The 25212-nt window shown below is 45.1% G+C and carries 21 protein-coding genes and 1 pseudogene; 11 read left to right on the plus strand and 11 right to left on the minus strand.

All coding sequences use genetic code 11. From position 1 onward, the window contains the following. Positions 1-41: 41 nt before the first annotated feature. Complete coding sequence (gene galE, locus ACE1CD_RS23900; RefSeq protein WP_374795050.1) at positions 42-1040, minus strand: UDP-glucose 4-epimerase GalE; 999 nt, start codon at positions 1038-1040, stop codon at positions 42-44. A gap of 17 nt (positions 1041-1057) precedes the next feature. After that, entirely contained in the window at positions 1058-1264 is a 207-nt protein-coding gene (locus ACE1CD_RS23905; RefSeq protein ID WP_374795049.1) for a hypothetical protein, read from the minus strand. 126 nt (positions 1265-1390) lie between these two features. On the opposite strand from ACE1CD_RS23905, the gene gloB reads away from it, so the two are divergent. From gloB to ACE1CD_RS23920, 3 genes are all read left to right on the plus strand, one after another. Beyond that, positions 1391-2164: a hydroxyacylglutathione hydrolase gene (gloB, locus tag ACE1CD_RS23910; protein WP_374795048.1), complete on the plus strand. Its 774-nt coding sequence runs from the start codon at positions 1391-1393 to the stop codon at positions 2162-2164. An 85-nt stretch (positions 2165-2249) separates the two neighbouring features. Further along, positions 2250-2708 carry a 50S ribosomal protein L9 gene (gene rplI / locus ACE1CD_RS23915; protein ID WP_374795047.1) on the plus strand — a complete coding sequence of 153 codons (459 nt, stop codon included), beginning with the start codon at positions 2250-2252 and terminating at the stop codon, positions 2706-2708. 147 nt (positions 2709-2855) lie between these two features. After that, entirely contained in the window at positions 2856-6971 is a 4116-nt protein-coding gene (locus tag ACE1CD_RS23920) for a replicative DNA helicase (protein ID WP_374826463.1), read from the plus strand. Positions 6972-7033: 62 nt separating this feature from the next. Here the strand turns inward: ACE1CD_RS23920 and ACE1CD_RS23925 are convergent, their stop codons facing one another. Both ACE1CD_RS23925 and ACE1CD_RS23930 read right to left on the minus strand, forming a co-directional pair. Beyond that, positions 7034-7591 (minus strand): FKBP-type peptidyl-prolyl cis-trans isomerase, encoded by a 558-nt coding sequence (locus tag ACE1CD_RS23925; protein WP_374826464.1) that lies wholly within the window; start codon positions 7589-7591, stop codon positions 7034-7036. Between the two features lie 55 nt (positions 7592-7646). Further along, positions 7647-7970, minus strand: a complete 324-nt coding sequence (locus tag ACE1CD_RS23930) for a phasin family protein (RefSeq protein ID WP_374826465.1) — start codon at positions 7968-7970, stop codon at positions 7647-7649. Between the two features lie 136 nt (positions 7971-8106). Here ACE1CD_RS23930 and ACE1CD_RS23935 point away from each other — a divergent pair, with 136 nt between their 5' ends. The 3 genes from ACE1CD_RS23935 to ACE1CD_RS23945 all read left to right on the plus strand — a co-directional run bounded on the left by ACE1CD_RS23935 (position 8107) and on the right by ACE1CD_RS23945 (position 9273). Further along, positions 8107-8421 carry a TIGR03792 family protein gene (locus ACE1CD_RS23935; protein WP_374826466.1) on the plus strand — a complete coding sequence of 105 codons (315 nt, stop codon included), beginning with the start codon at positions 8107-8109 and terminating at the stop codon, positions 8419-8421. A 33-nt stretch (positions 8422-8454) separates the two neighbouring features. Further along, positions 8455-8808, plus strand: a complete 354-nt coding sequence (locus ACE1CD_RS23940) for a zinc ribbon domain-containing protein (protein WP_374795043.1) — start codon at positions 8455-8457, stop codon at positions 8806-8808. Positions 8809-8961: 153 nt separating this feature from the next. Next, positions 8962-9273 (plus strand): zinc ribbon domain-containing protein, encoded by a 312-nt coding sequence (locus tag ACE1CD_RS23945; protein WP_374826467.1) that lies wholly within the window; start codon positions 8962-8964, stop codon positions 9271-9273. Between the two features lie 56 nt (positions 9274-9329). Here the strand turns inward: ACE1CD_RS23945 and nblS are convergent, their stop codons facing one another. Together nblS and purD are read right to left on the minus strand one after the other, a co-directional pair. Continuing rightward, positions 9330-11294 carry a two-component system sensor histidine kinase NblS gene (gene nblS / locus ACE1CD_RS23950; protein WP_374826468.1) on the minus strand — a complete coding sequence of 655 codons (1965 nt, stop codon included), beginning with the start codon at positions 11292-11294 and terminating at the stop codon, positions 9330-9332. A gap of 48 nt (positions 11295-11342) precedes the next feature. Continuing rightward, positions 11343-12680 (minus strand): phosphoribosylamine--glycine ligase, encoded by a 1338-nt coding sequence (purD, locus tag ACE1CD_RS23955; protein WP_374826469.1) that lies wholly within the window; start codon positions 12678-12680, stop codon positions 11343-11345. Positions 12681-12823: 143 nt separating this feature from the next. Here purD and ACE1CD_RS23960 point away from each other — a divergent pair, with 143 nt between their 5' ends. Continuing rightward, positions 12824-13777 carry an NAD-dependent epimerase/dehydratase family protein gene (locus ACE1CD_RS23960; RefSeq protein WP_374795039.1) on the plus strand — a complete coding sequence of 318 codons (954 nt, stop codon included), beginning with the start codon at positions 12824-12826 and terminating at the stop codon, positions 13775-13777. Between the two features lie 225 nt (positions 13778-14002). On the opposite strand, the gene ACE1CD_RS23965 is transcribed toward ACE1CD_RS23960, so the two are convergent. The 4 genes from ACE1CD_RS23965 to folK all read right to left on the minus strand — a co-directional run bounded on the left by ACE1CD_RS23965 (position 14003) and on the right by folK (position 19417). Then, a complete protein-coding gene (locus ACE1CD_RS23965; protein WP_374826470.1) occupies positions 14003-16603 on the minus strand; it encodes a filamentous hemagglutinin N-terminal domain-containing protein in 2601 nt (866 codons plus the stop codon). A 13-nt stretch (positions 16604-16616) separates the two neighbouring features. Beyond that, on the minus strand, positions 16617-18050 hold the full coding sequence (locus ACE1CD_RS23970) for a cryptochrome/photolyase family protein (protein ID WP_374826471.1): 1434 nt from the start codon (positions 18048-18050) through the stop codon (positions 16617-16619). Between the two features lie 266 nt (positions 18051-18316). Continuing rightward, positions 18317-18865, minus strand: a complete 549-nt coding sequence (locus ACE1CD_RS23975) for an NUDIX hydrolase (RefSeq protein ID WP_374795036.1) — start codon at positions 18863-18865, stop codon at positions 18317-18319. 51 nt (positions 18866-18916) lie between these two features. Continuing rightward, positions 18917-19417 (minus strand): 2-amino-4-hydroxy-6-hydroxymethyldihydropteridine diphosphokinase, encoded by a 501-nt coding sequence (gene folK / locus ACE1CD_RS23980; RefSeq protein WP_374795035.1) that lies wholly within the window; start codon positions 19415-19417, stop codon positions 18917-18919. Positions 19418-19720: 303 nt separating this feature from the next. On the opposite strand from folK, the gene ACE1CD_RS23985 reads away from it, so the two are divergent. From ACE1CD_RS23985 to ACE1CD_RS24000, 4 genes are all read left to right on the plus strand, one after another. Continuing rightward, positions 19721-20173 carry a CAAD domain-containing protein gene (locus tag ACE1CD_RS23985; protein ID WP_374795034.1) on the plus strand — a complete coding sequence of 151 codons (453 nt, stop codon included), beginning with the start codon at positions 19721-19723 and terminating at the stop codon, positions 20171-20173. 281 nt (positions 20174-20454) lie between these two features. Further along, complete coding sequence (locus tag ACE1CD_RS23990) at positions 20455-21834, plus strand: hypothetical protein (RefSeq protein WP_374826472.1); 1380 nt, start codon at positions 20455-20457, stop codon at positions 21832-21834. 550 nt (positions 21835-22384) lie between these two features. Beyond that, complete coding sequence (locus ACE1CD_RS23995; protein WP_374795032.1) at positions 22385-23221, plus strand: hypothetical protein; 837 nt, start codon at positions 22385-22387, stop codon at positions 23219-23221. 328 nt (positions 23222-23549) lie between these two features. After that, complete coding sequence (locus ACE1CD_RS24000; protein ID WP_374826473.1) at positions 23550-24851, plus strand: dicarboxylate/amino acid:cation symporter; 1302 nt, start codon at positions 23550-23552, stop codon at positions 24849-24851. 153 nt (positions 24852-25004) lie between these two features. On the opposite strand, the pseudogene ACE1CD_RS24005 reads toward ACE1CD_RS24000, so the two are convergent. Further along, positions 25005-25212, minus strand: a pseudogene (locus ACE1CD_RS24005) (IS4 family transposase); the annotation flags it as partial.

A 25212-nucleotide genomic window follows, 5' to 3' on the forward strand; every position in this document is an offset into this window, starting at 1 on the left:
CTATCATTCAAAATCAACTATTCATTTAGGCTTTTTGTTGTTCAAGCATGACGCTGTTGGTGCCATTTCCAGGCATGAGATATGATGTCAGATAAATCCGGGTATTGAGGATTCCAGCCCAGGATTTGTCGGGCTTTGTCGCTACTGCCAACTAAGACGGGTGGGTCGCCAGGACGCCGATCGCACTCAATAGCTTTAATTTCTCGTCCTGTTATCCCCCTAGCGGTTTCGATCGTTTCTTTCACCGAAAAACCGCCGCCATTCCCTAAATTAAATACCGCACTATCCCCCGACTCCAACAAATATTTCAGGCCCAAAACGTGCGCTGCGGCCAAATCGTTGACGTGAATATAATCGCGAATGCAAGTACCGTCTGGGGTCGGATAATCTGTACCAAAAACCGAGACAGACTCTCGTTTTCCTAACGCCGTCTGCAACACTAAAGGAATTAAGTGCGTTTCCGGATTGTGGTCTTCTCCCAACAAGCCATCGGGATCGGCACCGGCAGCGTTAAAGTAGCGGAAGCAAACAGATTTTAGATCGTAAGCAGCATCAAAATCCGAGAGTATCCGTTCTACCATCAACTTACTAGCGCCGTAGGGATTGATGGGATTCTGGGGATGATCTTCCGGAAGGGGAAGAATTTGCGGTACACCATAGGTGGCGCAAGTGGAAGAAAAGACAAATTTTTTCACTCCGGCTGCCAACATAGCTTCTAACAGCGTGAGAGTTCCGTATACGTTGTTACGATAGTATTTGGCTGGATCGGTCACAGACTCGCCCACATAGGCAAAAGCGGCAAAGTGCATGACGGCGGCAATGTTGAGCCTGGAGAAAAGCCGATCGAGCAAAGGGCGATCGCTCGTATCCCCAACCACTAACTCTACCTGCAAAACCTTCTCTACCAAATCTCGGTGTCCGTAGATCAGGTTATCCAAAATAACTACATCGTAACCGGCACGTTGCAGCGCCAGTACCGCATGGGAGCCAATATATCCGGCTCCCCCTGTGACTAAAATGGTTGGTTTATCTTGTGGCACTTGTTTTCAGGATATTGCTAGTCAACTATTTTCAGGCGACCGACTTGGATGTAATCAAAGATGTGATTGATTTGGCGGCGGTCTTCGTCAGTGAGTTGCGTGTCCGAAAGAATGGCACAAGTCAGCAACATATGCTGCTTGCGGCTAATTTGACCCGCAACCAAAATTCGATCGACAATCTGTTTAGCTTCTAAAGTTGTTTTGCTCGGTACGCCCCCTTTCATCCGTGACTAACTCCCTTCCCGATAACTAAAAAAATAATTAAGACATTGCGATCGTGCAGGGTTTTCTCGAATTTATCAGTCGCTACACTCATTCTAGTGAAGAACTTTCTATAGAGGTATTTTTTCATGCAGGTTCATCGGCTCCCAGCACTCTCGGACAACTATATATTTGTGTTGCACGATCCTGAAGAAAATGTCGCAGCTGTTGTCGATCCGGCAGAAGCTGAGCCAGTACTGCGTTTCCTTGACAAAATTGGCGCTGTCTTAGTGGCTATTTTTAACACTCACCATCACAGCGATCACGTGGGCGGCAACAAGCAACTGATGCAACGCTTTGCCAATCTCCGCATCTACGGAGGGGGAGAGGATTTTGGCAGAATACCGGGACAAAATGTGTTTTTGCGAGAAGGCGATCGCGTCCAGTTTGTCGATCGCATCGGCGAAGTGTTTTTTGTCCCCGGACATACCCGCGCCCACATCGCCTACTATTTTCCCCCAAATGTGGCCGATGCGCCAGGGGATTTGTTTTGCGGCGATACTCTGTTTGCTGGCGGTTGCGGCAGACTTTTTGAAGGCACTCCGTCCCAAATGATATCCTCCCTAAGCAAGATCCGCGCTTTACCCGACAATACCAGAGTTTGGTGCGCTCACGAATACACGCTGAAAAACTTACAATTTGCCCTGACTGTAGATGGTAACAACCCGGATTTACAAGCTAGATACACTCAAGTCAAGGAGTCTCGCAGTCGATCGGAAGCTACCGTACCATCGCTTTTGGGGATAGAAAAGCGCACGAATCCGTTTCTGCGCTGGGATAACCCGCATTTGCAAGCGGCGGTAAAGAGTGACGAACCGGTGCAAACTTTTGCCAGACTGCGGGGAATGAAAGATAGATTTTAGCCAAGATTGACAGTTGCGATCGACCCCCCTATTTCGCTACTATGGTTTGTTCGGATCTGATTAAGCAGCCTGTTCAGGAAAGCTCATGGCCAAACGCATTCAATTAGTTTTAACTCAGGATATCAGCAAGCTGGGCAAATCCGGCGATTTAGTAGAAGTGGCTCCCGGCTACGCACGCAATTATCTCCTTCCTAAGCAATTTGCTACTTTTGCCACCCCAGCAATTCTCAAACAAGTGGAACGGCGCAGAGAAAAAGAGCGCCAGCGCCTTTTGGAACTCAAGGAAGAATCGATCGCGATCAAAGCAGCGATCGAAGCTGTCGGTCGCTTTAACATAGCCAAACAGGTGGGCGAAGCAGATGCTATCTTTGGGACAGTTACTGGCCCGGAAGTCGCCGAAGCGATTCAGCAAGCTACCGGCAAGGAAATCGATCGTCGCGGTATCACCTTACCCGATATTCGCAAGACCGGTACTTACAAAGCTGAAATCAAGTTGCACCCAGAAGTAACCGCAACAGTAGATATTGAAGTAGTGCCTAGCTAAGGGAATTTTGGATTTTGGATTTTGGATTTTGGATTACCATTAGTCATCATCGTCAGTCTTTAGTAGAAGGCTGTGTATTAATGGCTTGTTGCTAATCAACGACTAAATAAAAATCTAAAATCTAAAATCTAAAATCTAAAATGATTTATGGTTGACTCACGCAATTTTCAACCGATTGGCGATCGTCTCCCTCCGCAAAATATAGAGGCGGAAGAGGCTATTTTGGGCGGCATCCTGCTAGATCCGGAAGCGATCGGCAGGGTGCTGGATATCCTCGTACCGGATGCTTTTTCCCTGGAAAGTCATAAAATTATCTATCAAGCAGCGCTGACTCTTCACGCGCAAAGCAAGCCGACGGATTTAATGACAGTCGCTGTCTGGCTTCACGACAACGATCGGCTTGATAAAGTGGGGGGTCAAAGTAAGTTAGCGCAACTGATCGATCGCACCGTCTCCGCTGTCAACATCGACCAGTATGCCAAACTCGTAGCAGAAAAATATCTGCGCCGCAAATTAATTCAAGCCGGTCATAAAATTGTCGATCTCGGTCACGAGACAGCCACAGAATTGTCGATCGTACTCGATCGAGCAGAACAAGAAATTTTTGGCATTACTCAAGAACGACCTCAGCAAGGTCTGATATCGATCGCCGAAACGCTTAACTACACTTTCACCGAACTTAACAATCGTAGTGAAAATGTAGCGCTACCCGGACTCACTTGCAATTTTTACGACCTGGACGCGATGACAGGCGGTTTTCAGCGATCTGATTTAATTATCGTCGCCGGTCGCCCTTCAATGGGTAAATGCTGTAGCGCAGACACTGAGATAATTTTAAAGGATGGTAGCGTTGTCACAATTCGGGATATTTATAAACGTCGCCACGCTGAACTATTAAGTTTAGGGAAAGATTGGAAATTTTACTTCACTCAACCATCCGCATTTGTAGATGATGGCATCAAACCAGTGTTTCGCGTTACAACTCGTTTGGGAAGATGGGTTGAAACCACACTCACACATCCTTACTTAACTATTAATGGATGGCGTCCGCTTTCCGAAATTAAACCAGGCGACAAAATTGCCGTACCTCGCCAAATAGATGTTTTTGGTACAGAAACGCTCGACGAAGAAAAAGTTAAACTGTTGGCATATTTAATTGGCGACGGCTGTTTAACTCATACTTCACCTCAATTTACCAATAACAATCCATTATTGCAAGAAGAATTTACAAAAGCTGTAGCGATTTTTCCAGGTGTTAAAGTCAGATTGGAAACGGCGCGAGGTACGCGAACACCAACTTTATACGCTACAGCAAATTTAGAGTTTATAAAAAATTATCGACAGCTTTTTGCTGAGAGATTGCGAACAATTATCGAAGAGCAACGTTGGTCTAGTATTCAATTAGCGCAAGCGATAGAAGTCAGTTCGTCTTCGATATTAATGTGGACGAAAGGGGTTTGTGTACCAAACAAAGAAACTTTTAGTCGCCTGCACGAGGTACTGGGAGTTAAACCAGAAGCACTTGTACCTGATGGAATTAGCGCAATTAGTAAAAATGGCAAAAACTCGCTTACAATTTGGTTACAAGAATTAGGAATTTGGGGAAAAGATGCTCATGCGAAGACTGTACCATCAATTGTTTTTAAATTGCAGCGATCGCAACTAGCTTTATTCCTAAATCGTCTCTTCGCCACAGATGGATGGGCAACAGTTATTGCTAGCGGTCAATCGCAGCTAGGATACTGCACTGTTAGCGAAAAACTCGCTCGCCAAATCCAACACCTGCTGCTAAGATTTGGCATCGTTGCTGCTATCAAAAAGCGAGCGGTAAAATATAAAGGCGATCGCAGACAAGCTTGGCAGCTAAATATTACCGATGCTCAGTCAATCAAAACTTTTATTGCGGAAATAGGTATTTTTGGTAAAGAAGAAGCACTGCTTAAAGTTCAAGCAGCTTTAGCAAATAAGAAATACCAAACCAATTGCGACTTAATTCCTATAGAAATTTGGCCAAAAATCGCTCTAGCTAAAGGAAGCGAACCTTGGACGCATTTGGCCCAACGCTCTGGAATTAAAGGCTACAGCAATATCCACGTCGGCAAACGAGCTTTATCGCGAGAAAAGCTTTTTAAATTAGCTTTTGCTGTCAACGATTTGTCGCTTCAACAGTTAGCAACAAGTGAAGTTTACTGGGATGAAATTGTTTCCATTGAATCTGTTGGCTATAAACAAGTTTACGACTTAACCATCCCAGAAACGCATAACTTTGTTGCTAATGATATTTGCGTTCACAACACTAGCTTTGCCTTGGGAATCGCTCACCAAATATCGAAAACACATCAATTTCCAGTGGCAATTTTCAGTCTGGAAATGTCGAAAGAGCAACTGGTGCAGCGATTGCTTGCCAATGAAGCCGAAATAGAAAGTAATCGTTTGCGATCGGGACGGATTAGCGAAAATGAATGGGAACGGTTAAGCCCCGCATTTGCTACTCTATCTGCCTTGCCAATTTATATTGATGATTCTGCCAATATTAGCGTTACGGAAATGCGTAGTCAAGCGCGTCGTTTGCAAGCAGAACAGGGGAGAGAAATCGGATTAATTTTAATAGATTACTTGCAATTAATGGAAGGCGGAAGCGACAATCGCGTTCAAGAATTATCGAAAATTACACGCAATCTTAAAGGTTTAGCTCGTGAAATGAATGCTCCCGTTATTGCCTTATCTCAGTTGAGTAGAGGAGTTGAATCGCGCACAAATAAGCGACCGATGCTGTCGGATTTGAGAGAGTCCGGTTGTTTGGCAGGCGATAGCTTGGTAACATTGGCTGATAGTGGTGTAGAAGTACCCATTCGCGAATTGGTAGGGCGATCGGGTTTTGCTGTTTGGGCGCTGAACGAAGCTAGTATGAAGATAGAACGGGCTGTTGTCAGCAATGCTTTTTCCACAGGAATAAAGCCTGTATGCCGGCTGACAACTCGGCTTGGCCGTACTATTCGAGCAACTGGCAATCACAAGTTTCTCACGATTCAGGGTTGGAAGCGATTGGATGCGATCGAAAAAGGCGATCGCATAGCTTTACCTCGATGCTTGCCAACTTCTTCTTTACAATTTATTAGTGATGCCGAACTTGGGTTACTCGGTCACTTGATAGGAGATGGTTGTACTTTACCTAGACACGCTATTCAGTACACAACCAGAGAAGAAGATTTAGCAAATACTGTTCATTCCCTAGCTGTTCAAGTTTTTGGCGATCTGGTCAAGCCTCGCATTGTCAAAGAACGCGATTGGTATCAAGTTTATCTTTCTTCCAGTTATAGACTTACCCATAACGTTAGGAATCCAGTCGTTAAATGGCTCGATAATTTAGGAATTTTTGGTCTCAGGTCTTATGAAAAATTTATTCCTATGCAAGTTTTTGAGCAACCTCAAGCAGCTATAAGCGTTTTCCTACGTCATCTTTGGAGTACAGATGGTTGCATCAAATCGAGCAAAGGCAACGGCCATTATCCTGCTGTCTATTACGCTTCCAGTAGCGCGAGATTAGCACGAGATGTTCAGTCTCTTTTACTAAGGCTTGGTATTAATGCCAAATTATCTATCAGTCCACAACCAGGTAAAGGACGAGATCAATATCAAGTTTGGGCGACTGGTAATCCTGATTTAAAAAAATTCATTGAACTGATTGGTGCAGTTGGAAGTTATAAAAAGCAATCTCTTAGAGAGATTGCAGACTATCTTGAAGTACGTCCTGCAAATACTAACAGAGACGTTATACCGAATAATATATGGAGAATTTATGCCGTCCCAGCAATGCAGAAGTCTGGTATAACTACTCGTCAAATGCAGGCTCAACTTGGCAATATGTATTGTGGAACAAGCTTATACAAGCAAAACTTGAGTCGCGAACGAGCAGCAAAGCTAGCTGAAGTTGTTAATTCAGATCGAATTAGCTGTTTAGCTACTAGCGATGTATACTGGGATGAAGTTATCGCAATTCAGCCGGATGGTGAAGCTGAAGTTTACGATTTAACAGTTCCGAAACTTCACAATTTTATTGCTAATAATATAGTGGCTCACAATAGTATTGAACAAGACGCGGATTTAGTCATCATGTTATACCGCGACGTTTATTACAATCCGGATTCTCCAGATCGAGATATCGCAGAAGTTATTATCGCCAAACATCGTAATGGCCCGACAGGAACAGTGAAACTTTTGTTTAATTCGCAGTTTACTCAGTTTCGGAATTTAGCCAAATAAAAATATGGCCTTTTCGCATCGGTGATAATCATAATACCTGAGTGGAAAAGGCCAAAATTTTGTTAACTAATCCTCAACAATTCTACATCAAAAATCAGAGTTGCATTGGGAGGAATCACACCACCAGCCCCACGAGACCCATAACCCAATTCTGGGGGAATAATTAACTGGCGACGCCCACCGACTCGCATCGTGCTGATTCCTTCGTCCCAACCTTTAATCACCCGTCCGCGTCCCAAGGGGAAAGAGAAAGGTTGATTGCGATCGCGGGAACTATCAAACTGGGTGCCATCTTCAAGCGTGCCAGTATAATGTACAATAACTGTTTGACCAGTTTTCGGAATCGCTCCAGTTCCTTCCACCAAATCGATATATTTCAATCCGGATTCTGTGGTAACAACTTTACCGTTACCAGTCTCTTCATTTCCGGCGGGTTTTTCTGCGCTTGACATTGTGTTATCTGCAAGTAAAGTTTGATTAATAGCCGACGTGGTAATTGTAGGTTGAGTCAAAGTCAATTCGGATGCGTTCGCTGTGTGTTCAGGGCTGAGAATTTGTGCAAACACCAAAATCAACCCGCAGGCCAGCATAACCCCCAAGCTGATCAGAATCTCTTTCAAAATCAATCCTCCCTACCTCTAAAGCCTCTGAGATCTCAAATCCTACCAGCTTTTCTCAACGCCAGAGCTTATTCTCCAAATCCCGCACCTGACGTTCCAAACGATCGATGCGTCCGCGCAACTCATCCATCTCAGACTGACGGGGAACGCCCAGATCCTGCATCATATTGCGTATCTGCCGTTGCATCTGCGCTTCAAAATTTCCCTGGTCGCTTTTTAACTGCTGCATCAAGTCATCGACCATTCCCTTCGCCTGCTCTGGATTAATTTTGCCCTCCTTCACCCATTCATCACTCACTTCCCGGATTTTGTCCGCTACCAAAGATGTCGTGCCAACACCAATCAATAGTAGCTGCTTGAGCCAGTTATTGCTGTCCATGCTGCCTTCCACTCACTTACTCAAAAGGGCGATCGAATGTAGCCCATAAAGGTATGCTGGAATCTTAGTGTTCCAGCATCCAGTACTATTGTGTCAAATTTGCCGATCGCCTACAGATTCGGTCGAGGTTCGCTTAATGGTTATCGAATTGCTTAAGTTTAAGGTTGCACCCGCACGGCGGGAAGAGTTTATTCATAACGATGCCGAAATCTGGACACCCATCATAGCAAGCAGTCCCGGATTTTTGGGCAAAGAAGTTTGGATTAATCCAGCCGAACCCACGGAAGTTATCATGGTAATTCGCTGGGCAACTTGCGAACAGTGGAAATCGTTTCCCCAAGAGTTATTACACAGAACAGAAAAGAAGTTTGCCGAAGCGATGGGAAAGTCTTATCAGATGCTTGAGTCACTCGAATATCAGGTACGGCAATTCCCCTCAACTCATCCATAAGCAAAATCAATCCGCAAAAAAGCGATCGCCGCAATGCCCAATTGCCCCCGCTGTCACCAACCCGTTAAAACCCAAGCACTCACCTGTCCCCATTGCCGTCAGGTTCTTAAAGCGCACGGTCATCCCGGTATACCCTTACACCGAGCTGCTGGGAAAGAATATTTATGCGATAGCTGCACCTACCATGCAGACGATACCTGTACTTATCCCCAGCGTCCCTTAGCAAAGGAATGCACCCTCTACCATAATCGCTTTCAACCGGAACCGGAGGAGAAGCAACCTCTCAAAAACGATTTATCCTTGCGTTTCTGGTTTGAGAGAAACCTAACTTGGGTACTTTTGCTGGGTTTATTGGCAGTCAGTTTTTTAGTTGCTTTAATGCGATAGTCCAAGAAAATACAAAAACGGGAGAGTCTTAATATACGTTGCTCAATAACCGCAAAGGCATTTAGCACGTTCTTAATTTTACCTCTCCCTCTTTCCCCTAACCCCTAACCCCTAACCCCTAACCCCTAACTATAATTCACTCGATCGCTTACTATGCCAAATTGCCCCCGCTGTCATCAACCCGTTCCCACCCAAGCAGTCACCTGTCCCCACTGTCGGGAAGTTCTCAAAGCCTACGGTCATCCCGGAATTCCCTTGCATCGAGCCACTGGGGATGAGTATTTATGCTCTAGCTGCACCTACCATGCAGACGATACCTGTAATTATCCCCAACGCCCTTTTGCTAGGGAATGCACCCTTTACCACAACAATCTCGAACCCGAACCGCAAGTCAGTACGCCCCCCAACAACAGCCCATCCTTGTGTCAGTTATTTGAGGGCATATTGAGATCTTTTTGGAACTGAGAAGTCAAAAGTCAAAAGTCAAAAGTCAAAAGTCAAAAGTCAAAAGTCAAAATTTTCTAGCCCCGACGCGCCAGCCCTTCTGCTTCCAGAACCGAATGACTTTGTGGGGCAGAAATTTTTTGTTGAAAGACTGCTAAGTCGAACCAGAAAGTTGTACCGACGCCGACTTCGCTGACCAAGTTGATTTTGGTGTGATGCTTTTCAATAATATTGCGGACGATCGACAGTCCCAAACCAGTTCCTTCCAGGGTATGCACGCGATTTTCCACACGGAAGAAGCGATCGAATATCGCTTGTTGATCTTCCGGTGCAATCCCGATTCCCGTATCGGCAACTTCAATCCGCACGACTTGGTTTTGAATGTGCGATGCTTCGGACTCCTGTTGTACCAAATAAGCGCGGATTGCCACCCGTCCTCCTGCCTCGGTAAACTTGAGCGCATTACCGACCAGATTGGCGAAGACTTGTAGAAGCAAGTCGTAGTGACCTAAAACTGACGGTAAATCCGGTTCAATTTCGTGTACTAATTCAATGCCTTTATCGCGAGCGTTCAGCTGATAAGTTCGCAAAGTTTGTTCGATCGGCATTGCAATTTCCACCGCTTCAAAGTGATAAATTCGGCAGGAAGATTCCAAGCGCGACAAATCGAGAACATCGTTGACAAGGCGGGTGAGGCGGTCTGTTTCGTTATTTGCCGCTTCCAAAAACTCCCGCTGCTGTTCCTCGGTGAGGTCTTCTCCGAATTCGTGCAGCGTTTCGATGAAAGATTTGATACATTGCAAAGGCGTTCTCAGCTCGTGGGAAACATTGCTGATGAAATTGCTTTTCGCTTCGTTGAGTTCCACTTCGCGGGTAATATCCTGCACCGTCATGGCAATTCCTTTAATGCTCTCGCGGTATTGATCGAGAACATTGGTTAGCAAAATGCGAACAGTACGGTTTGTGGGTTGACTGAGGGTAATGCGGAATTCTGCACCTTCTTTGTAGCCGTTGCCCGATGCCATTTGATACAACGGTCTTGTCAGTTCCATTGATACCGGAGAAGGCAAATAGTGGAGAACATTTTCCCCCACGATATCGATGCCATCCCAAGCGAAGATTCTTCGTGCGGTGGGATTGACGAGAATTACTTGCAAATTGGTATCGAGTAACACAGCACCATCTGCGATCGTCGAAACCAGCGTTTCCAGTTTGGCTTTTTCGGCTGTCAGTTCTTCGATATTTTGCTCTTCGTAACTCTCCAGCTTTTCTGCCATTTCGTTGAAGCTGTAGATCAACTCCCCCAGTTCTCCTCCCAGAGGTAGGTCGATTCGCTGCTTAAAGTTACCGGCGGCAATGTTTTTTACACCCACCAGCAATTCTTTAATCGGTTGGGTGATTGTCAGCGCGTTGAAAACGGCACCGAGAATCACCATTACCCAGATCGACACAAAAACTGCGATCGTCACATCCCGCGTCAGATTTGAGGAAGTGACAACAGTGGGATTCGGGTTAATGCCAATGGCTAAAACGCCCAGATACTTGCCTTGGTGAGTGAGGGGGACAAACACATCCGTCACTACGCCATCAGGCGTCATATGTTGCCGCACCATTGTCAACTCTGGATTATCGGCCCAATCTGCTGGCAATTGCATCCGTCGCTCAATGGTGAGGGAAGTTTGCACCTCCGAGTCCGAAAAGGGAATTCCGAAAAAGATTTTGCCAGCTTCATCGGCGTAAAGCATATAGCGCACGCTGGTGGTACCGACGTAGAAACGTTCGGAATATTGGGCAACTTCATTCAGATTGTTTTCTGCAATTAATGGAGCTACGTTGGCGGCTAGCAGCTGCCCCAAATCGCGACCGAAGCGGGTGTCGTTGAGATGGGCATCCTGCTGGATTGTATTCACTGCCCAGAAGGTAAGGCCACTCATGAGCAAGGAAACTACCAGGGTAGCTGCTGCCATTAACCGCGTCTGAAGTGTAAACTCCGACCACCAATGGGCAATGACTTCTCGGATTGTTTTCAGAAGAGCCAGCATTTTAGCAAGGATGAAGGACGGGGGATGAAATAGAATTGTAAAGTTTTTTTACTCTTTCCTTTTTATAGCTTTTTGAGCTATGTCTCGCCGAGAGTACGCGCCTTCAAATTGAATCCGATCGACTGCTGCATATGCTGTAGCGATCGCTCCTTCTATATTTTCCCCGATTGCCGTAACTCCCAGAACTCTGCCGCCGTCTGTAACGGGAAGATAGGGAAAACTTCGATCTGCATTCTCATGAAGCTCCCCCGCTCCCCCGCTCCCCCGCTCTCCCACTCCCCCGCTCAATTTCGTGCCAGCATGAAAGACGATCGCTCCGGTTGTTTGGGCTGACTCGATGCCGGTAATTAATTTACCTTTTTCGTATTCGCCGGGATAACCGCCGGAAGCCATGACTACGCAGACGCAAGCTCCCGATTTCCACTCAATTGGCGGCATTTCAGCCAATCGCTGTTGAGTACAAGCTAGCATCAAATCTTCTAAAGGCGTTTCCAGTAGAGGTAGAATAGCTTGAGTTTCCGGATCGCCAAAGCGACAGTTAAATTCCAGCACTTTTGGCTCGCCTGACGGGGAAATCATCAATCCCGCGTAGACAACGCCTACGTAAGGAATACCGCGTTTCTGTAAAGTTGCGATCGTCGGTTGCAAAACTTCTTTTTCCACTCTTTCCAGCAACGCTGCGGTACACAGGGGTGCTGGGGCATAAGCTCCCATACCGCCCGTATTTGGGCCAGTATCTCCATCGCCGATGCGTTTGTGATCCTGTGCGGGTAATAAAGGTCGAATTGTCAAGCCATCTGTGAGGGCTAAAACGGAAACTTCTTCACCGATTAAACATTCTTCGATCACTACCTTGGCGAAATTACCCTGAAAGATATCTTCTACAGCAGCTACAGCTTCCTCAACTGTTTGGGCGACGGTGACCCCCTTCCCGGCAGCCAAACCATCGGCTTTAACTACAATTGGTGCATTTTCGGCTTTAATGTAAGCGATCGCCTCGCCTGCATCTGTAAAAACAGCAGACTTAGCCGTAGGTATTCCCGCTTCTGCCATTAAAGCTTTCGCCCACGCCTTACTCGCCTCAATCTCCGCACCCGCTTTCGTGGGGCCGAAAACAGGGATATTTTGCGAGAGCAAGTAGTCCGCAATTCCCAAAGAGAGGGGCAATTCTGGGCCAACGGCTACCAGAGAAACGTCATTTTCCGTTGCAAAACGCGCAATTCCTTCAAAATCCTCTACCTTAAGGGGTAGATTTTGGCAACATTCCATAACTGCCGTGCCGCCATTGCCAGGGACGCAGAATACTCGCTCAACCTGGGGAGATTGCAGGAATTTCCAAGCTAATGCGTGTTCCCGTCCGCCATTGCCAACAACTATAATCTTCACATTATCCTCATGCGATCGATATCCAATTAAGGATAAAATGAAATAATTGAAAATTGTAGATTCCCAATTTCAGATTGTAAATTTAATGTAAATTTTAAATCTGAAATTTTGCTGCCATACTCATCCATCACTTTAGGCAATTTATGAGTACGAGTATTGTTACGGGGGCTGCGGGTTTTGTTGGCTCTCACCTAGTTGAAGCTTTATTGAACCAAGGAAAACAAGTCATCGGAGTGGATCATTTTAACGATTACTACGACCCCAGCTTGAAGCAGAAGAATATTGCTAGTTTTGAAAATCACCGAAATTTTAAATTAATTGCCGATGATATCCAATCTGTGGACTGGGCGACTGTACTCGCCGATGCAGAAGTAGTATACCATCAAGCCGCTCAAGCTGGCGTTCGTGCCAGTTGGGGTGATGGCTTCCGCGCTTATACGGAACGGAATATTAACGCCACGCAAGTTTTACTGGAAGCAGCAAAAGAAGCCAAAAATCTCCAACGCTTTGTCTTTGCTTCCTCTTCCTCCGTATACGGAAACGCCGAAACTCTGCCAACTTCGGAATCTGTTTGCCCTCAGCCTGTCTCGCCATACGGTATGACTAAATTGGCTAGCGAGCATCTGTGCGGACTATATCACAAAAATTTTGGGGTTCCTGTTGCCTCATTACGTTACTTCACAGTTTATGGCCCCCGGCAACGTCCCGATATGGCTTTTCATAAATTTTTTAAGTCTATTCTGCTGGACGAAGCTATTCCCATTTACGGCGACGGACAACAAACGCGAGATTACACCTTTATCAGCGATGCTATTGCTGCCAATTTAGCTGCGGCTACTGCATCAGAAGCAGTTGGAGAAGTTTTCAATATTGGGGGTGGGAGTCGTGTGGGATTGATGGAAGTATTAGATACGATGGAAAAAATTGTTGGACGTCCCATTCGCAAAAATCATATTGAAGCGGCAAAAGGAGATGCGCGTCACACGGCTGCGGATGTCTCAAAAGCCCAAAAATCGATCGGTTATCAACCAAAAGTTTCGTTGTTGGAAGGTTTGACAAGAGAATGGGAGTGGATTCAAAAATTATATGCTTCTTAGCATTTTGCAAAACCCAATTTTCATATCATCTCCGGTAATATAAATTACCTAAAGCAATCTCCCTCTTATCTGCGTTTATCTGCGTTCATCTGCCTACATCTGCGGTAAAAATTTAACCCACGATTCCAACAGAGAATTTTTCGCTCGCTCTTGCACCACCGATGCAAGGGGACACGATATCAATGCTTAAAAGCATACATAATCGCAAATGAACACAGATAAATTTCATTGACAATTCGGGGAAGCCAAGGAAGCAGAATTGGGTGTAACTTTGGGGACTTCAGCAGTAAGAATAGTTTTTCCATCTGGAGAGATAACCCATCCTTGAGCTTCTACAATCTGGATAGTAGGTAGTGCATATTCGGTAGTGGGTGAAGAACTATTCTTACTACCTAAATCCCGTAAGTCAACCCAAATTGCATCGTTATTAAGCACGTCTGTAGGACTCGGTGGCAAACCCCCTCTGCCAATAACGGTGAATGTACTCGATCCCCTATCCGCAGAACAGCTTTGCTTAATCTGCGCTTCAGTATTGGTAACTTTCACTGGCGGAATATCAGGAGGGGTAATCGTATTTACTCCTTGGATATTTGTCGAACCGCTAGCAAAGATTCTGCTATCTGGAGATAGAAAAACTCCTTGGGTTATCAGGCTGATATTAGCACCTGGGCCAGCAAAATTATTGGCAATAATTTTGCTACTTTCTAATGCAGCCAAAGTATCTGCAACAATATTAATATTAGTGCCTGTATTCTCAATGGGAACTACGGCATAGGCGGATATATTGCTATTATTCCGCATCTGGATAGAACGTGCGCTTAGAGAAACATTACCGCCTTCCCTACCCAGAGATATCGCAGTCATACCGCTATCACCAATCAGACGGATATCGCCAGCTTGGATATTAATATTGCCAGCTTTTCCCTGAGCGATCGCTTGTAGGTTCGGAAAACTGCTCGCGTTTATAAATCCTGTATTTCCGATACTTAAAATCTCAGTGGGTAGTTGTATATTTCCCAGATATCCACTTGCAAGAGTAGCAGCTACTAAACCAGCAGGTATCATTTGTGCTAAATTCTCTGTTAGTTTTAGAGACTCCGCACTTATTGTCAGGTTTCCTTCTACTCCCGCACCGGAATTTCCCACCCTAATGTAGGAGTTTTGGATATCTTCAATCTTAATATTGCCAGCTTTAAACTGATTTATCAATTCTATAATTGGTAAACTGCTGACATTTATAAATCCGCCATTTCCGATGGTTAAAATATCGCTAGCGATCGTTATATTTCCAGCATTTCCAGTTGCTAGAGTAGTAGCTACCAAACCAGCAGGTTTCAATTTTTCTGGATTGCCTATTAATTCTACTGAGTCCGCACGTATGGTGAGGTTTCCTCCTTGTCCTGCACCAGAAGTTCCCACTCCGATGTAGGAATTATCTCGCAGAATTAATCTACCAGTTGATATCGTCACGTTTGCTGCATCTCCAGACGCGCTAGAGGCACCCCCCAATAAGGTAATCTTATTAACATCGCTAGCATTAGTCATCTCTACCGAATCTCTTGCGTTAACAGTTAAGTTTCCCCCTTTTCCTGCACCATCTGTAGAAACTACTATAAATCCCCCATCTCGGATAATTAGAGAACCAGTATCAATAATCAAATTGCCAGCATTCCCATCCGCAAAAGTCGCCGCCCTCAATATACTGTTATTTCCTTCCGCATTTATACCTGCTACTTCTATTTTTTCTGTTGCACGAACGCTAATAATTCCTCCCGAACCGAAGCTATAACTACTGGTTGATACTGCCGATCCATCTTTGATAATTAACTGAGAAGCTTGGATAGAAAGAGTTCCAGCTTTTTGTTTTTCTAGAGTATCTGCCACAATTATTGAGCTATCTCTAAGCTCAACTTTGTCGCCGATAATTTGGATATTACCGCCACCAGAACCGCTGGTCGATAAGCCAGAATTTTGAAAAAATTCTACATTTCCCATTATGGATGAAGGATTGGCGATCGAGAAGGAATCTAAAATTGATTGATTTTGCGGTGTTCTGATTTCTCCATTGTCGATCGCACCGATGAAAATTTGCCCTTGGGATGCTCTTATTAAGCCTCCTTCACTCCTCACTTCACCACCCAAAAGCGCTAAAGTTTTTCCCGGTTGCACTCCCAAAGCGAGGTCGGTATTTAAAATTTTTTGCTGGTAGTCGATAACCTCTTCAGGGGTGTCTAATTCTTCTGTTGAAGGGGGTCTGATTCCCGACCCTAGCACGCTAATCAGTCCTGTGTTTGGCTGATGGTTGAATTGTAAACCAACGGGTACGCTGACGCTTAACAATGGTGCAGTATCTGCCGATGGTTTGGTGTGAAAAAAGCTGCCATCTGCAAAAATAACACTTTGGGCTGTACTGGCTAAAAACGAGCCACCTATATTCAGCCTTGCATTAGCGCCAAAAATAATTCCATTTGGATTTAGCAAAAATAAATTAGCAGTTCCGTTGGCGCGAAGTACACCATCAATGTTAGAAATTGAGTTACCTGTCACCCGACTGAAAATATTTTGAATATCCAGTGCATTATTAAAGTAAGCAGTGCCGCCAGTCGGGACAGAAAATTCTCCAAAGCTATGGAATAAATTATTACCTGTCCTGGTTCCCCCTTCAATGAGGCTGGTGTTGCCTTGTTGTGTAACGCTAGAATTTACAGGCAAAGTTGCATCCGGGACAATTTGTGCGGAAGCTTTGGAGGTGGAGTACTTGCCAGCTAATAAAAAAAACAAGGCACTGCCTAACACAGACCCAAATCGCAGAGTAAAAAGTTTCATAAAGCCAGTAAATTTAGGAATCTGTTTTCTGCTGACTGTATCGATTTTTGAATTCTCGCTGCTGTTGATTGTGATCCACGATAGGCTGAGGATAACCAAAAGCTTGACGTTGTAAGGGTGAAATTTTTCCCGTTAGCAAGGACTCTGTATCGATCGTCCGCAATTCTGGCACCCATCTTCTAATATACTCTGCTTTCGGGTCGAATTTCTGGGCTTGGGAAGCTGGATTGAAAATTCTTACCGGTTTGGGGTCCATTCCACTGGAAGCACTCCACTGCCAGCCGCCATTGTTTGCTGATAGGTCCCAATCGTATAGCTTTTGCTCGAAGTATTTTTCTCCCAAACGCGGATCTATTAACAAATCTTTAGTCAGAAAACTGGCAACTATCATCCGACAGCGGTTGTGCATCCATCCGGTTTCGTTCATTTGGCGCATGGCTGCATCAACAATTGGATATCCGGTTTGGCCTTCACACCAAGCTTGGAAATGTTCTGGTTTATTGTCGTATGGAAAGGTTTTGAAGAGTTGGCGAAAGGCACCTTCTGCTAATTCTGGAAACCAATACATTGCGTGTTGGTAAAATTCTCGCCACGCCAGTTCTTGCTGCCATGTTTTTACACCAGTTTGTGCTTGTTCGCGCTCGCTTTTTTCCATTGCTGTGTTGGTGGCTGCCCAAACTGTGCGGATGCCAATGGCACCAAATTTTAGTGCCGCACTCAGCCTAGATGTGCCGTCAACAGATGGAAAATTTCGCTTGTCTTGATATTCAAAAATAGCTTGTTCGGTAAATTCTGCGAGTCTTTGTTGTGCGGCTTTTTCTCCTGGTTTCAATAGCAATTCATTCTCCCAAACGAATCCCAGTTCTTTTGCTGTTGGCAATGCGATCGCACCTACTGTTTTCGCTATTTCTCTTTCCGCTTCAGTTAAATTTATCTGATTTTGAAATATCTTGGCAGGCTGAGCTTTGGGTTTGTTTATCCAGTTTTTCCAAAATGGTGTATAAACAGTGTATGGTTGTTGGGAACCTGTGTGAATTTCTGTTGGTTGGTGCAATAATTGATCCCAGAAATTTTGCACGGCAATGCCTTTTTCTTTGAGGGCTTCGGTAACTGTGCGATCGCGCTCTTTTGAGTATGGTTCTACATCCCAATTCCAGAATACTGCCTTGGCGTTGAGAGCGGCTGCTAAAGTTGGTATTGCTTTGCTTGGTTCGTCATTTAATATCAACAATTGGCTACCAGCTTTGGCATACCGATCTTGCAATTCTTGCAAACAACCGATCATGTAAGTAACTCTTGCTGGGGCAACATTATCTTTTTGTAAAATGTTGCTATCCAGACAAAAAATGCCTATAACTTTTTGGCTTCTATCCTGTGCTGCAACCAGTCCTAAATTATCTGAAATACGTAAATCGCGACGATGCCAGAAAAGAATTAAATCAGACATATCAATTTGGGATTTTAGATTGCAGATTTATCTAGATTAAGTAGGGTGCGTCAGAGCGATCGAATTTATGATTATGGCAAAAATTCTCTGTGCTGACACACCGCCAAAGAGCAAAATTGATAATTAGCAATTTGATCGTTAGTATATAAGTCATCCGAAAAATTATTTGTGGTCATCGTGGGTTAATTTTTTACCGCAGATGTAAGCAGATAAACGCAGATAAACGCAGATAAAAAGCTGTTGATTTAAAATCCAAAATCCAAAATCTAAAATAGGAATGGACGAGCTAGGAAAAAACTGGAAATAGATTTGGCGTCTACCGGTTCTCCTGCCAAAATTGCTTTTTCCAATTCTTCTGGAGTCATCAAAACTGTTTCCATATCTTCGTCGGCATCTTGGTCTGGTGGCGTTTGCAGCAATTCTAAATCTTGCGCCAGAAAAGCATAGATAATTTCATCGGAATAACCGGGACAAAGGAAAAATTGTCCTAATTTTTGCCATTTGCGAGCGCGATAACCTGTTTCTTCTTCTATTTCTCGCTTAATAGTTTCGGCTGGGTCTTCATTTGGCTCGATCGTGCCAGCCGGGAACTCCAACAAACGTCCTTCGGCGGCAAAGCGATACTGACGCAGCAATACCAGTTTACCTTCTGATGTTACGGGCACGGCGAGGGCTCCACCAGGGTGACGGATACATTCCCAGTCGCCTTCAGCGCCGTTGGGGAGGCGCAGGCGGCTGACGTCAAAGTTGAATTTGCGTCCTCGGTAGAAGAGGCGTTGCGAGAGGAGTTCTGGTGTTTCTGGAGCAAATCCCATGTTGATTTTGGATGAGAGGATTTTGGATTGAATTTGCAGCTTTGCGATGATTCAATCGGCAAGCGTTAACCGACGGACACCAGAACAGTCTACAGCCTGAAGGAGTTGTGCGATCGTCTTTCCTGAAACCGGTTCGATCCAGTCTGGGGCAATTTCTGCTAAAGGTACCAGCACAAAAGCTCTTTCTCTCATACCAGGATGAGGTAGCTGGAGAGTTGGAGTGTTGAGAATTATATCATCAAATAGCAATAAGTCAATATCTAAAGTTCTTGGCCCCCAACGTTCCCTGCGGATACGACCGAACTTGGCTTCAATTTCCAGCAGACGATCTAATAGCTGCTGCGGACTCATGTAGACTTGCAGCACAGCAGCGGCATTCAAATAATCTGGCTGAGGTGGCCCCACAGCTTGAGTTTGATACCAGTTCGATCGCGCTAGCAGACTAATCCCCGGTGTTTGGTGCAGTATTTCAAGGGCGGACTCCAGGATAGCACGGGAATCGCCGAGATTACTGCCGAGACCTATAGCGCATTGGCCAGACTGTACAATCACACACCACTTCCTAATTGCCTGTGTCGATCGCTAGATTAGCTTTTGAGGGGTTTGGGAAGAAAGCAGACTGTAGAAAATTCGGGAGTAATCCTTAAGAAGGACGCTGCAACGGGGACTAATGGCGTTTACTGAGATTATAGGGTTATAGCTGTGCTACGAACGAACACAGCTATGCTTTTGGAACAAATATATTCCCGAACTACCAAAAACTGTTTTGCAAAGCTAGTTAAAGTTCTGCTGCAAGCATGGTCGCCTCCTAGCTAACATAACCAAGGTTGTACTTATCGTTATCGAGATATCAACATGGAAACCAAGCAACCCCAAGTGCAACAAACTGATACCCCCAAAGTAGAGGTTACCGTCCAAGGAACGGATACCGCTCCCTTGGCGAAACTTCCTCCAGCCGACTCTTCTGCTAACGCTCAGTGGCAGGAGTACTGGGATCAGTTTGTTTTGTACCTGTCTAACCTGCAAGATTACCTGGGTGTTTTCTTTGTAAAATACCAGAAACCCCTAGTGGCTGTTGGATTGATTGTGGCTGCCTTTGTCAGCGTCAAGGTAACGCTGGCAGTGCTGGAAGCACTCAACGATATTCCCTTGCTGTCGCCTTTCTTTGAACTCGTGGGGATCGGCTACTCTGGTTGGTTTGTATACCGCTACTTACTCAAGGCATCGAGTCGGCAAGAATTGACTGAGGAACTCAACACGCTGAAAAATCAAGTTTTGGGAGGCAGCTCTGGAAACGTCGGCAAATAAAGCAGCTGGAGAAGGCTTTTCTGAAAGCTGCTGAAGCTTGACATCACAAGAACGTCCGAGCTATCTCGGACGTTTTTGTTTTTAGCGATTTCATCGCTAAAATGCGTCTTAGGAGGGAAACGTTTTCGAGTTGTCCGATCGCAAGTTAGTAATATAGGAATCGCCAAGGTAGTTAGGACGTTCTTAATTCCACCTCTCTCTCCTGCTTCTCCTTTTTCTCCAGTCCTCAGTCCCTAGCTCCGACGCCCTAGCTATATGCCCAGCCGAAAAACAGTTTAGCGATGAATAGCAAAGAACAACAAGCATCTGAGCTTAATGATGGCCTCAAGTCACCTTCATCAACAAATACTCCCGAAAAGTCTTCTTTCTTCCTGGAATTTGCCAAGATGGTGACGGAAATCGGCGCGGCATTTGCCAACACCGCTTCCCAAACTGGTAAGGTAATTGTGGATACGGCTGTGGGTGTTGGCGAAGCGATCGGCTATACAACTTCCCAAACCGGTAAAGCTGTGGTGAATACAGCATCTGGTGTCGGGAAAGCGATCTGCGATACTACCTCTGAAACTGGCAAAGCTGTGGTGAATACGGCATCTGGTGTAGGGGATACGATCTGCCAGACTAGCTCGCAAACAGGGAAAACGTTTGTGGAGACAGCGACTGCACTAACGGAGACAACCGCCAAACAAGCTTACAATCTGTTTGAGCAGGCCACTCAAAAAGCAGGGGAAAGCATTACTTTTGTCTCGGATAACTGGTTGCTGCGAAGATTGAGCGGTGTGTTTCGCTTAGATTGGTTGGTAGGTGCTGCGGATAGTGTTGACCTCGCCAAAGCAGAGGCAGATGTGAGAAAGCTGCAAAAAGAATATCCAGAAGAATCACCCAGCCAGATCGCGCACCGGATTATGGTGGAAAAAGCGGTTTATGCTGGCGGTGTGGGACTGGTTAGCAGTATTTTACCCGGAGAAGCTTTGCTTTTGTTCGCTCTCGATTTGGCCACAACTACGAAGTTACAGGCGGAAATGATTTATCAGATTGCCGCTGCCTATGGGCTAGATTTGAAAGAGCCCGCACGTAAGGGCGAAGTATTGGCTATTTTTGGGTTGGGATTGGGCGGTAGTCGCGCTGTGAAGGCGGGTTTGGGTATTCTGCGAAATGTACCGCTTGCCGGGGCTGCGATCGGTGCTTCTTCCAATGCGGTTATGCTATACTCCTTGGGCTATGCAGCTTGTCGCTTCTATGAAGCTAAGTTAAATTCACCTACTGGCATAACGACTTTGGCAGATTTGGAGATCCCAAGCGATAGTTACTTAGAAACTGCGATCGCGCAACAAAAAGTAATGGATGCTATTTTGGTTCACGCGATCGTTGCCAGTCATCCAGAAAAATCTTGGTCAGAAATTCTGCCTCAGTTACAAACTCTTAACCTCAGCCAAACTTCTTTAGAAACAATTGCAGCTAATATCCAGTCGCCCCAACCTTTAGATCCGCTTTTGGCTCAGCTTAACCGCGATTATGCCATTCCTCTGCTGGCTCAGTGTTACAGAATAGCTCAGGCCGATCGAGTAATTACCCCAGCAGAAAATGAAGTAATGCAAAAGATTGCCCAGAAATTCGATCTTGACTTAAATGCAATCAGGGAAATGGTCAGACCGCAAAGTTAGTTTTTGTGGACGCGACTGAAAATAAAAGCTTATTTTGGGTGATCTATGTCACTCAATGTGATAAATATAATCACAAGTACCAACCCCAATAGATCACAATTATCTGTATACACATTGGTCATATTGGGGAAACAGTGGTGCTTTGGCTGTCGATGCAGGTGATGAGGAGTATATGAAAACAATCTTAACAATTAAATGGCTCATGGAGACGATCGCGCTGCAATTTCTTGCCCTGAGTTTGGCGTCGCTGTTGCTGATGTGGTTTGCTAGATCCGGATGGTAAGAGAAATTTTGGATGAGAGGATTTTAGATTTTAGATTTTGTTGATTGGCTCGATCGAATGTTTAACCTCTTGGCGAGGGAAGAGGTAGAGGGAGCAGGGGAGCAGGGGAGTAGGGGAGCAGGGGAGCAGGGGAGCAGGGGAGCAGGGGAGTAGAAGAAATTGCATATCATGGTTCGTTATTCCCCGCCTTCCTTTTGACTTTTGACTTTTGACTTTTGACTTGTTAAGGGCGTTATCCTTGTGAGGGACGCCCTTACCAAAACACCGATGATCAAAAGATTAGCAATAACGTTGTGTTTGTTGACAGGTTCGCTCTGGGGTAGCAGCTACGTACCGACTGCACTAGCAGCCGATCCCGTTCCTGTCACCACTACGCCAGAACAGATTTTGGCAAATCCTACTCTGAGTTTGCAAGATTTGCCGCCTGGGTTTAAGGAACTGCCTCCCCAGATAGCAGCTGAAGTCAGTTCCAAGTTTGAAGGTCTGAGACAGCAGCTGATCGAAGCGGGGATGAAGCCAAATAAGTTCTTTGCTTACGTACATCCGCAAAGCTTGCAAATAGTTTTCGGTTTTACTGGTACGATCGCCAATCAGCCCGATCGAGCTAATTTTGATGCTATTATCAAGCAGATTCAGGAACCGGAGTACCAGGAAGAACTAATCGCTCAATATAGGGAAGCCCTGAAGTCAAGACAGGGAATTGAGATTTTGGAGTACGGTATTATCCCGGAACTGAATAATGTTGCCGAAGCTTCAACGGGTATGACCGTATCTGTGTCGATGCAAGGGCAACCGTTACGTCTGGATGTAGCTGCGTTTCGTCGCAGCAATGTGGGAGCTTTTACGGGTATTATGTACCCCAAGGATCGGGTCCCAACGCCCCAGTTGGGCACGATCGCCCGCTTGTTAGACAATCGGATTTTACAGGTATCTTCTGGAGTCAGTCCCACAGATACAGTCGCTCCTCAGATTAGCCCAACGACTACTGGTACAACCGATTCTGGCGTTATTCCGACAACTGGCACGACCGATCGCGCAGTCAGTCCCACAATTGATACAGGCGATTCCAGTGTCGATCGTCCCGGTACAGAGAAAATTAGATAACCAAAAGATTTTTCTTTACGGCGTCGGTGAAACTATGACGCCGTAGCTATTTTATGACATATTGTTTTTGAGTAAAACTTACCATATTTGTGTCATTTTTAAAATATAATTAGTAAATTTAAATAAATTACAGAATAAATTAACAATTAAAGCAGTAAAAATTAAAGAAAAGATATTTCATTTTAGTGGTATATTGTATTTAATTTTGGTGATTAACTTTAATTAATTGTCACTTAAACTCAGAAGCAACTTTAACTGCAAAGAAGTATGGCCTGAGCAAAAGTTAGTTCTAGTATGAAAGCATAAGTAAAAAATCGGAAAAACGAGCATGATAGAGGCTGAAAGCAAAACTAGCCACTGGTGGCAGCGTATACCACTCTATTTGCAGATTGCGATCGCCCTGATCCTGGCAGTGTCGGTAGGGATTTTATTGGGTGGGGGAAACCCCGCAGCAGGTAATATCGCCCTCATTAACAACCTCGCAATTCCCTGCGACTTGGTGCTGAAAATTTTGCGTGCCCTCGCCACACCGTTGATTTTGTTAGCAGTAGTCCACACATTCCTCACCGCCAACATTCCCGGAACCGCAGGAAGACGGCTGTTTATTTTGCTGTTAACTAATACTACAGTGGCGATTCTGATCGGTCTTTTAGTTGCTAATATCTTGCAACCGGGCAAATGGGGACAAATTCGTGCCCCAGAGGGGTCAGCCGAAAACATTAAGAATCTCGATCCTTGGGCATTACTGCAAAATATGGTGCCTAGTTCCGTTGTTGAACCCCTTGTGAATAACAACGTCCTTCAAATTATCGTTATCGCCCTCAGTTTTGGAATTGTCCTGCGTGCTTTGAAAAAAGAACAAGTTGCCAGCAACAAAATAAACTATGAGGCACTTGAATGGGTAATTGGTACTTTATTCGATGCAGTGGTACGCATTTTGGAATGGGTGATTGCTCTCGTACCCCTGGCAGTTTTTGGCATCGTTGCCAAAACAGTTGCTTTAGAGGGTTTCACACCATTTAAATCTCTCGGTGCTTTAATTATCGCCGTGCTGGTGGCGCTATTTTTGCAAGCCTGCTACTACTTGCTCCGGGTAAAAATTGGTTCCTGGGTGAATCCGCTACAGTTCCTCATAGGTGGATTCGATGCGTTTATGACAGCGTTTTCGACTTCTTCCTCAACTGTGACAATGCCCATCACTTTTCGAGTTTTGCAAGAAAAAATTGGTTTGCGAGAATCTTCCGCTTCCTTGGGCGCATTAGTCGGCAGCAATTTTAACAACGACGGTACGGCACTTTACGAAGCGATGGCGGCTTTATTTATTGCCCAAGTTTTGAATCGAAATCTCGATCTGTTACAGCAGTTAATTGTGGTGCTAACTTCCGTTTTTGCTTCTGTGGGTGCGGCTGGCATTCCCAATGCAGGATTGGTAACAATGACGCTAGTATTTAGTTCTGTTGGTTTGCCAACACAGTACATTGCTTTGTTGATTACTGTAGATTGGTTTCTCGATCGCTGTCGCACCGCAATTAATGTGATGGGCGATATGACTGTCAGCGCTTTGCTTGATGGCAAGCAGAAAAAGCCAGATGTTGAAATTATTGGCTCTAAATCAGACCAATTAGAATAAGTACCCTGCGGGGTGATTTTAAATTTCATCCGCTCGGTAAAGATCTGAATTAATAGCAAAAATTTTCAATCGATCGAACTCAGTTATGTCATCACTTTTAATTGAAGAATTGAACAACAAAAATTGAGATCAGTCCTCCTGACGGGGCGACAACTATAGCTCAAAGGTAGACTGGATAAGCATTTCGGCGCGATGACCTCGTTGATAATAAGGTAATTTCTGAGGACTTAAAGACATTAATTTAGCAGTTTGTTCACTAAATAAATCTAGAGATTCCACCCAAGCGTAGCCGTGTAAACCAATATAAAAGCTGCTATGTCGGCGTTGCGCTCTTCGTTTTTCTTTCACGCGACCCACATAT

This window comes from Aerosakkonema sp. BLCC-F183 (genome assembly GCF_041929145.1).
Classification (GTDB): domain Bacteria; phylum Cyanobacteriota; class Cyanobacteriia; order Cyanobacteriales; family Aerosakkonemataceae; genus Aerosakkonema.

What these genes read in the sequence shown, in the direction of transcription:
- ACE1CD_RS23905 (WP_374795049.1), bottom strand. Translation starts at nt 1,264, where the DNA reads ATGAAAGGGGGCGTACCGAGCAAAACAACTTTAGAAGCTAAACAGATT.
- gloB (WP_374795048.1), top strand. Translation starts at nt 1,391, where the DNA reads ATGCAGGTTCATCGGCTCCCAGCACTCTCGGACAACTATATATTTGTG.
- rplI (WP_374795047.1), top strand. Translation starts at nt 2,250, where the DNA reads ATGGCCAAACGCATTCAATTAGTTTTAACTCAGGATATCAGCAAGCTG.
- ACE1CD_RS23920 (WP_374826463.1), top strand. Translation starts at nt 2,856, where the DNA reads ATGGTTGACTCACGCAATTTTCAACCGATTGGCGATCGTCTCCCTCCG.
- ACE1CD_RS23930 (WP_374826465.1), bottom strand. Translation starts at nt 7,970, where the DNA reads ATGGACAGCAATAACTGGCTCAAGCAGCTACTATTGATTGGTGTTGGC.
- ACE1CD_RS23935 (WP_374826466.1), top strand. Translation starts at nt 8,107, where the DNA reads ATGGTTATCGAATTGCTTAAGTTTAAGGTTGCACCCGCACGGCGGGAA.
- ACE1CD_RS23940 (WP_374795043.1), top strand. Translation starts at nt 8,455, where the DNA reads ATGCCCAATTGCCCCCGCTGTCACCAACCCGTTAAAACCCAAGCACTC.
- ACE1CD_RS23945 (WP_374826467.1), top strand. Translation starts at nt 8,962, where the DNA reads ATGCCAAATTGCCCCCGCTGTCATCAACCCGTTCCCACCCAAGCAGTC.
- nblS (WP_374826468.1), bottom strand. Translation starts at nt 11,294, where the DNA reads ATGCTGGCTCTTCTGAAAACAATCCGAGAAGTCATTGCCCATTGGTGG.
- ACE1CD_RS23960 (WP_374795039.1), top strand. Translation starts at nt 12,824, where the DNA reads ATGAGTACGAGTATTGTTACGGGGGCTGCGGGTTTTGTTGGCTCTCAC.
- ACE1CD_RS23965 (WP_374826470.1), bottom strand. Translation starts at nt 16,603, where the DNA reads ATGAAACTTTTTACTCTGCGATTTGGGTCTGTGTTAGGCAGTGCCTTG.
- ACE1CD_RS23970 (WP_374826471.1), bottom strand. Translation starts at nt 18,050, where the DNA reads ATGTCTGATTTAATTCTTTTCTGGCATCGTCGCGATTTACGTATTTCA.
- ACE1CD_RS23975 (WP_374795036.1), bottom strand. Translation starts at nt 18,865, where the DNA reads ATGGGATTTGCTCCAGAAACACCAGAACTCCTCTCGCAACGCCTCTTC.
- ACE1CD_RS23985 (WP_374795034.1), top strand. Translation starts at nt 19,721, where the DNA reads ATGGAAACCAAGCAACCCCAAGTGCAACAAACTGATACCCCCAAAGTA.
- ACE1CD_RS23990 (WP_374826472.1), top strand. Translation starts at nt 20,455, where the DNA reads ATGAATAGCAAAGAACAACAAGCATCTGAGCTTAATGATGGCCTCAAG.
- ACE1CD_RS23995 (WP_374795032.1), top strand. Translation starts at nt 22,385, where the DNA reads ATGATCAAAAGATTAGCAATAACGTTGTGTTTGTTGACAGGTTCGCTC.
- ACE1CD_RS24000 (WP_374826473.1), top strand. Translation starts at nt 23,550, where the DNA reads ATGATAGAGGCTGAAAGCAAAACTAGCCACTGGTGGCAGCGTATACCA.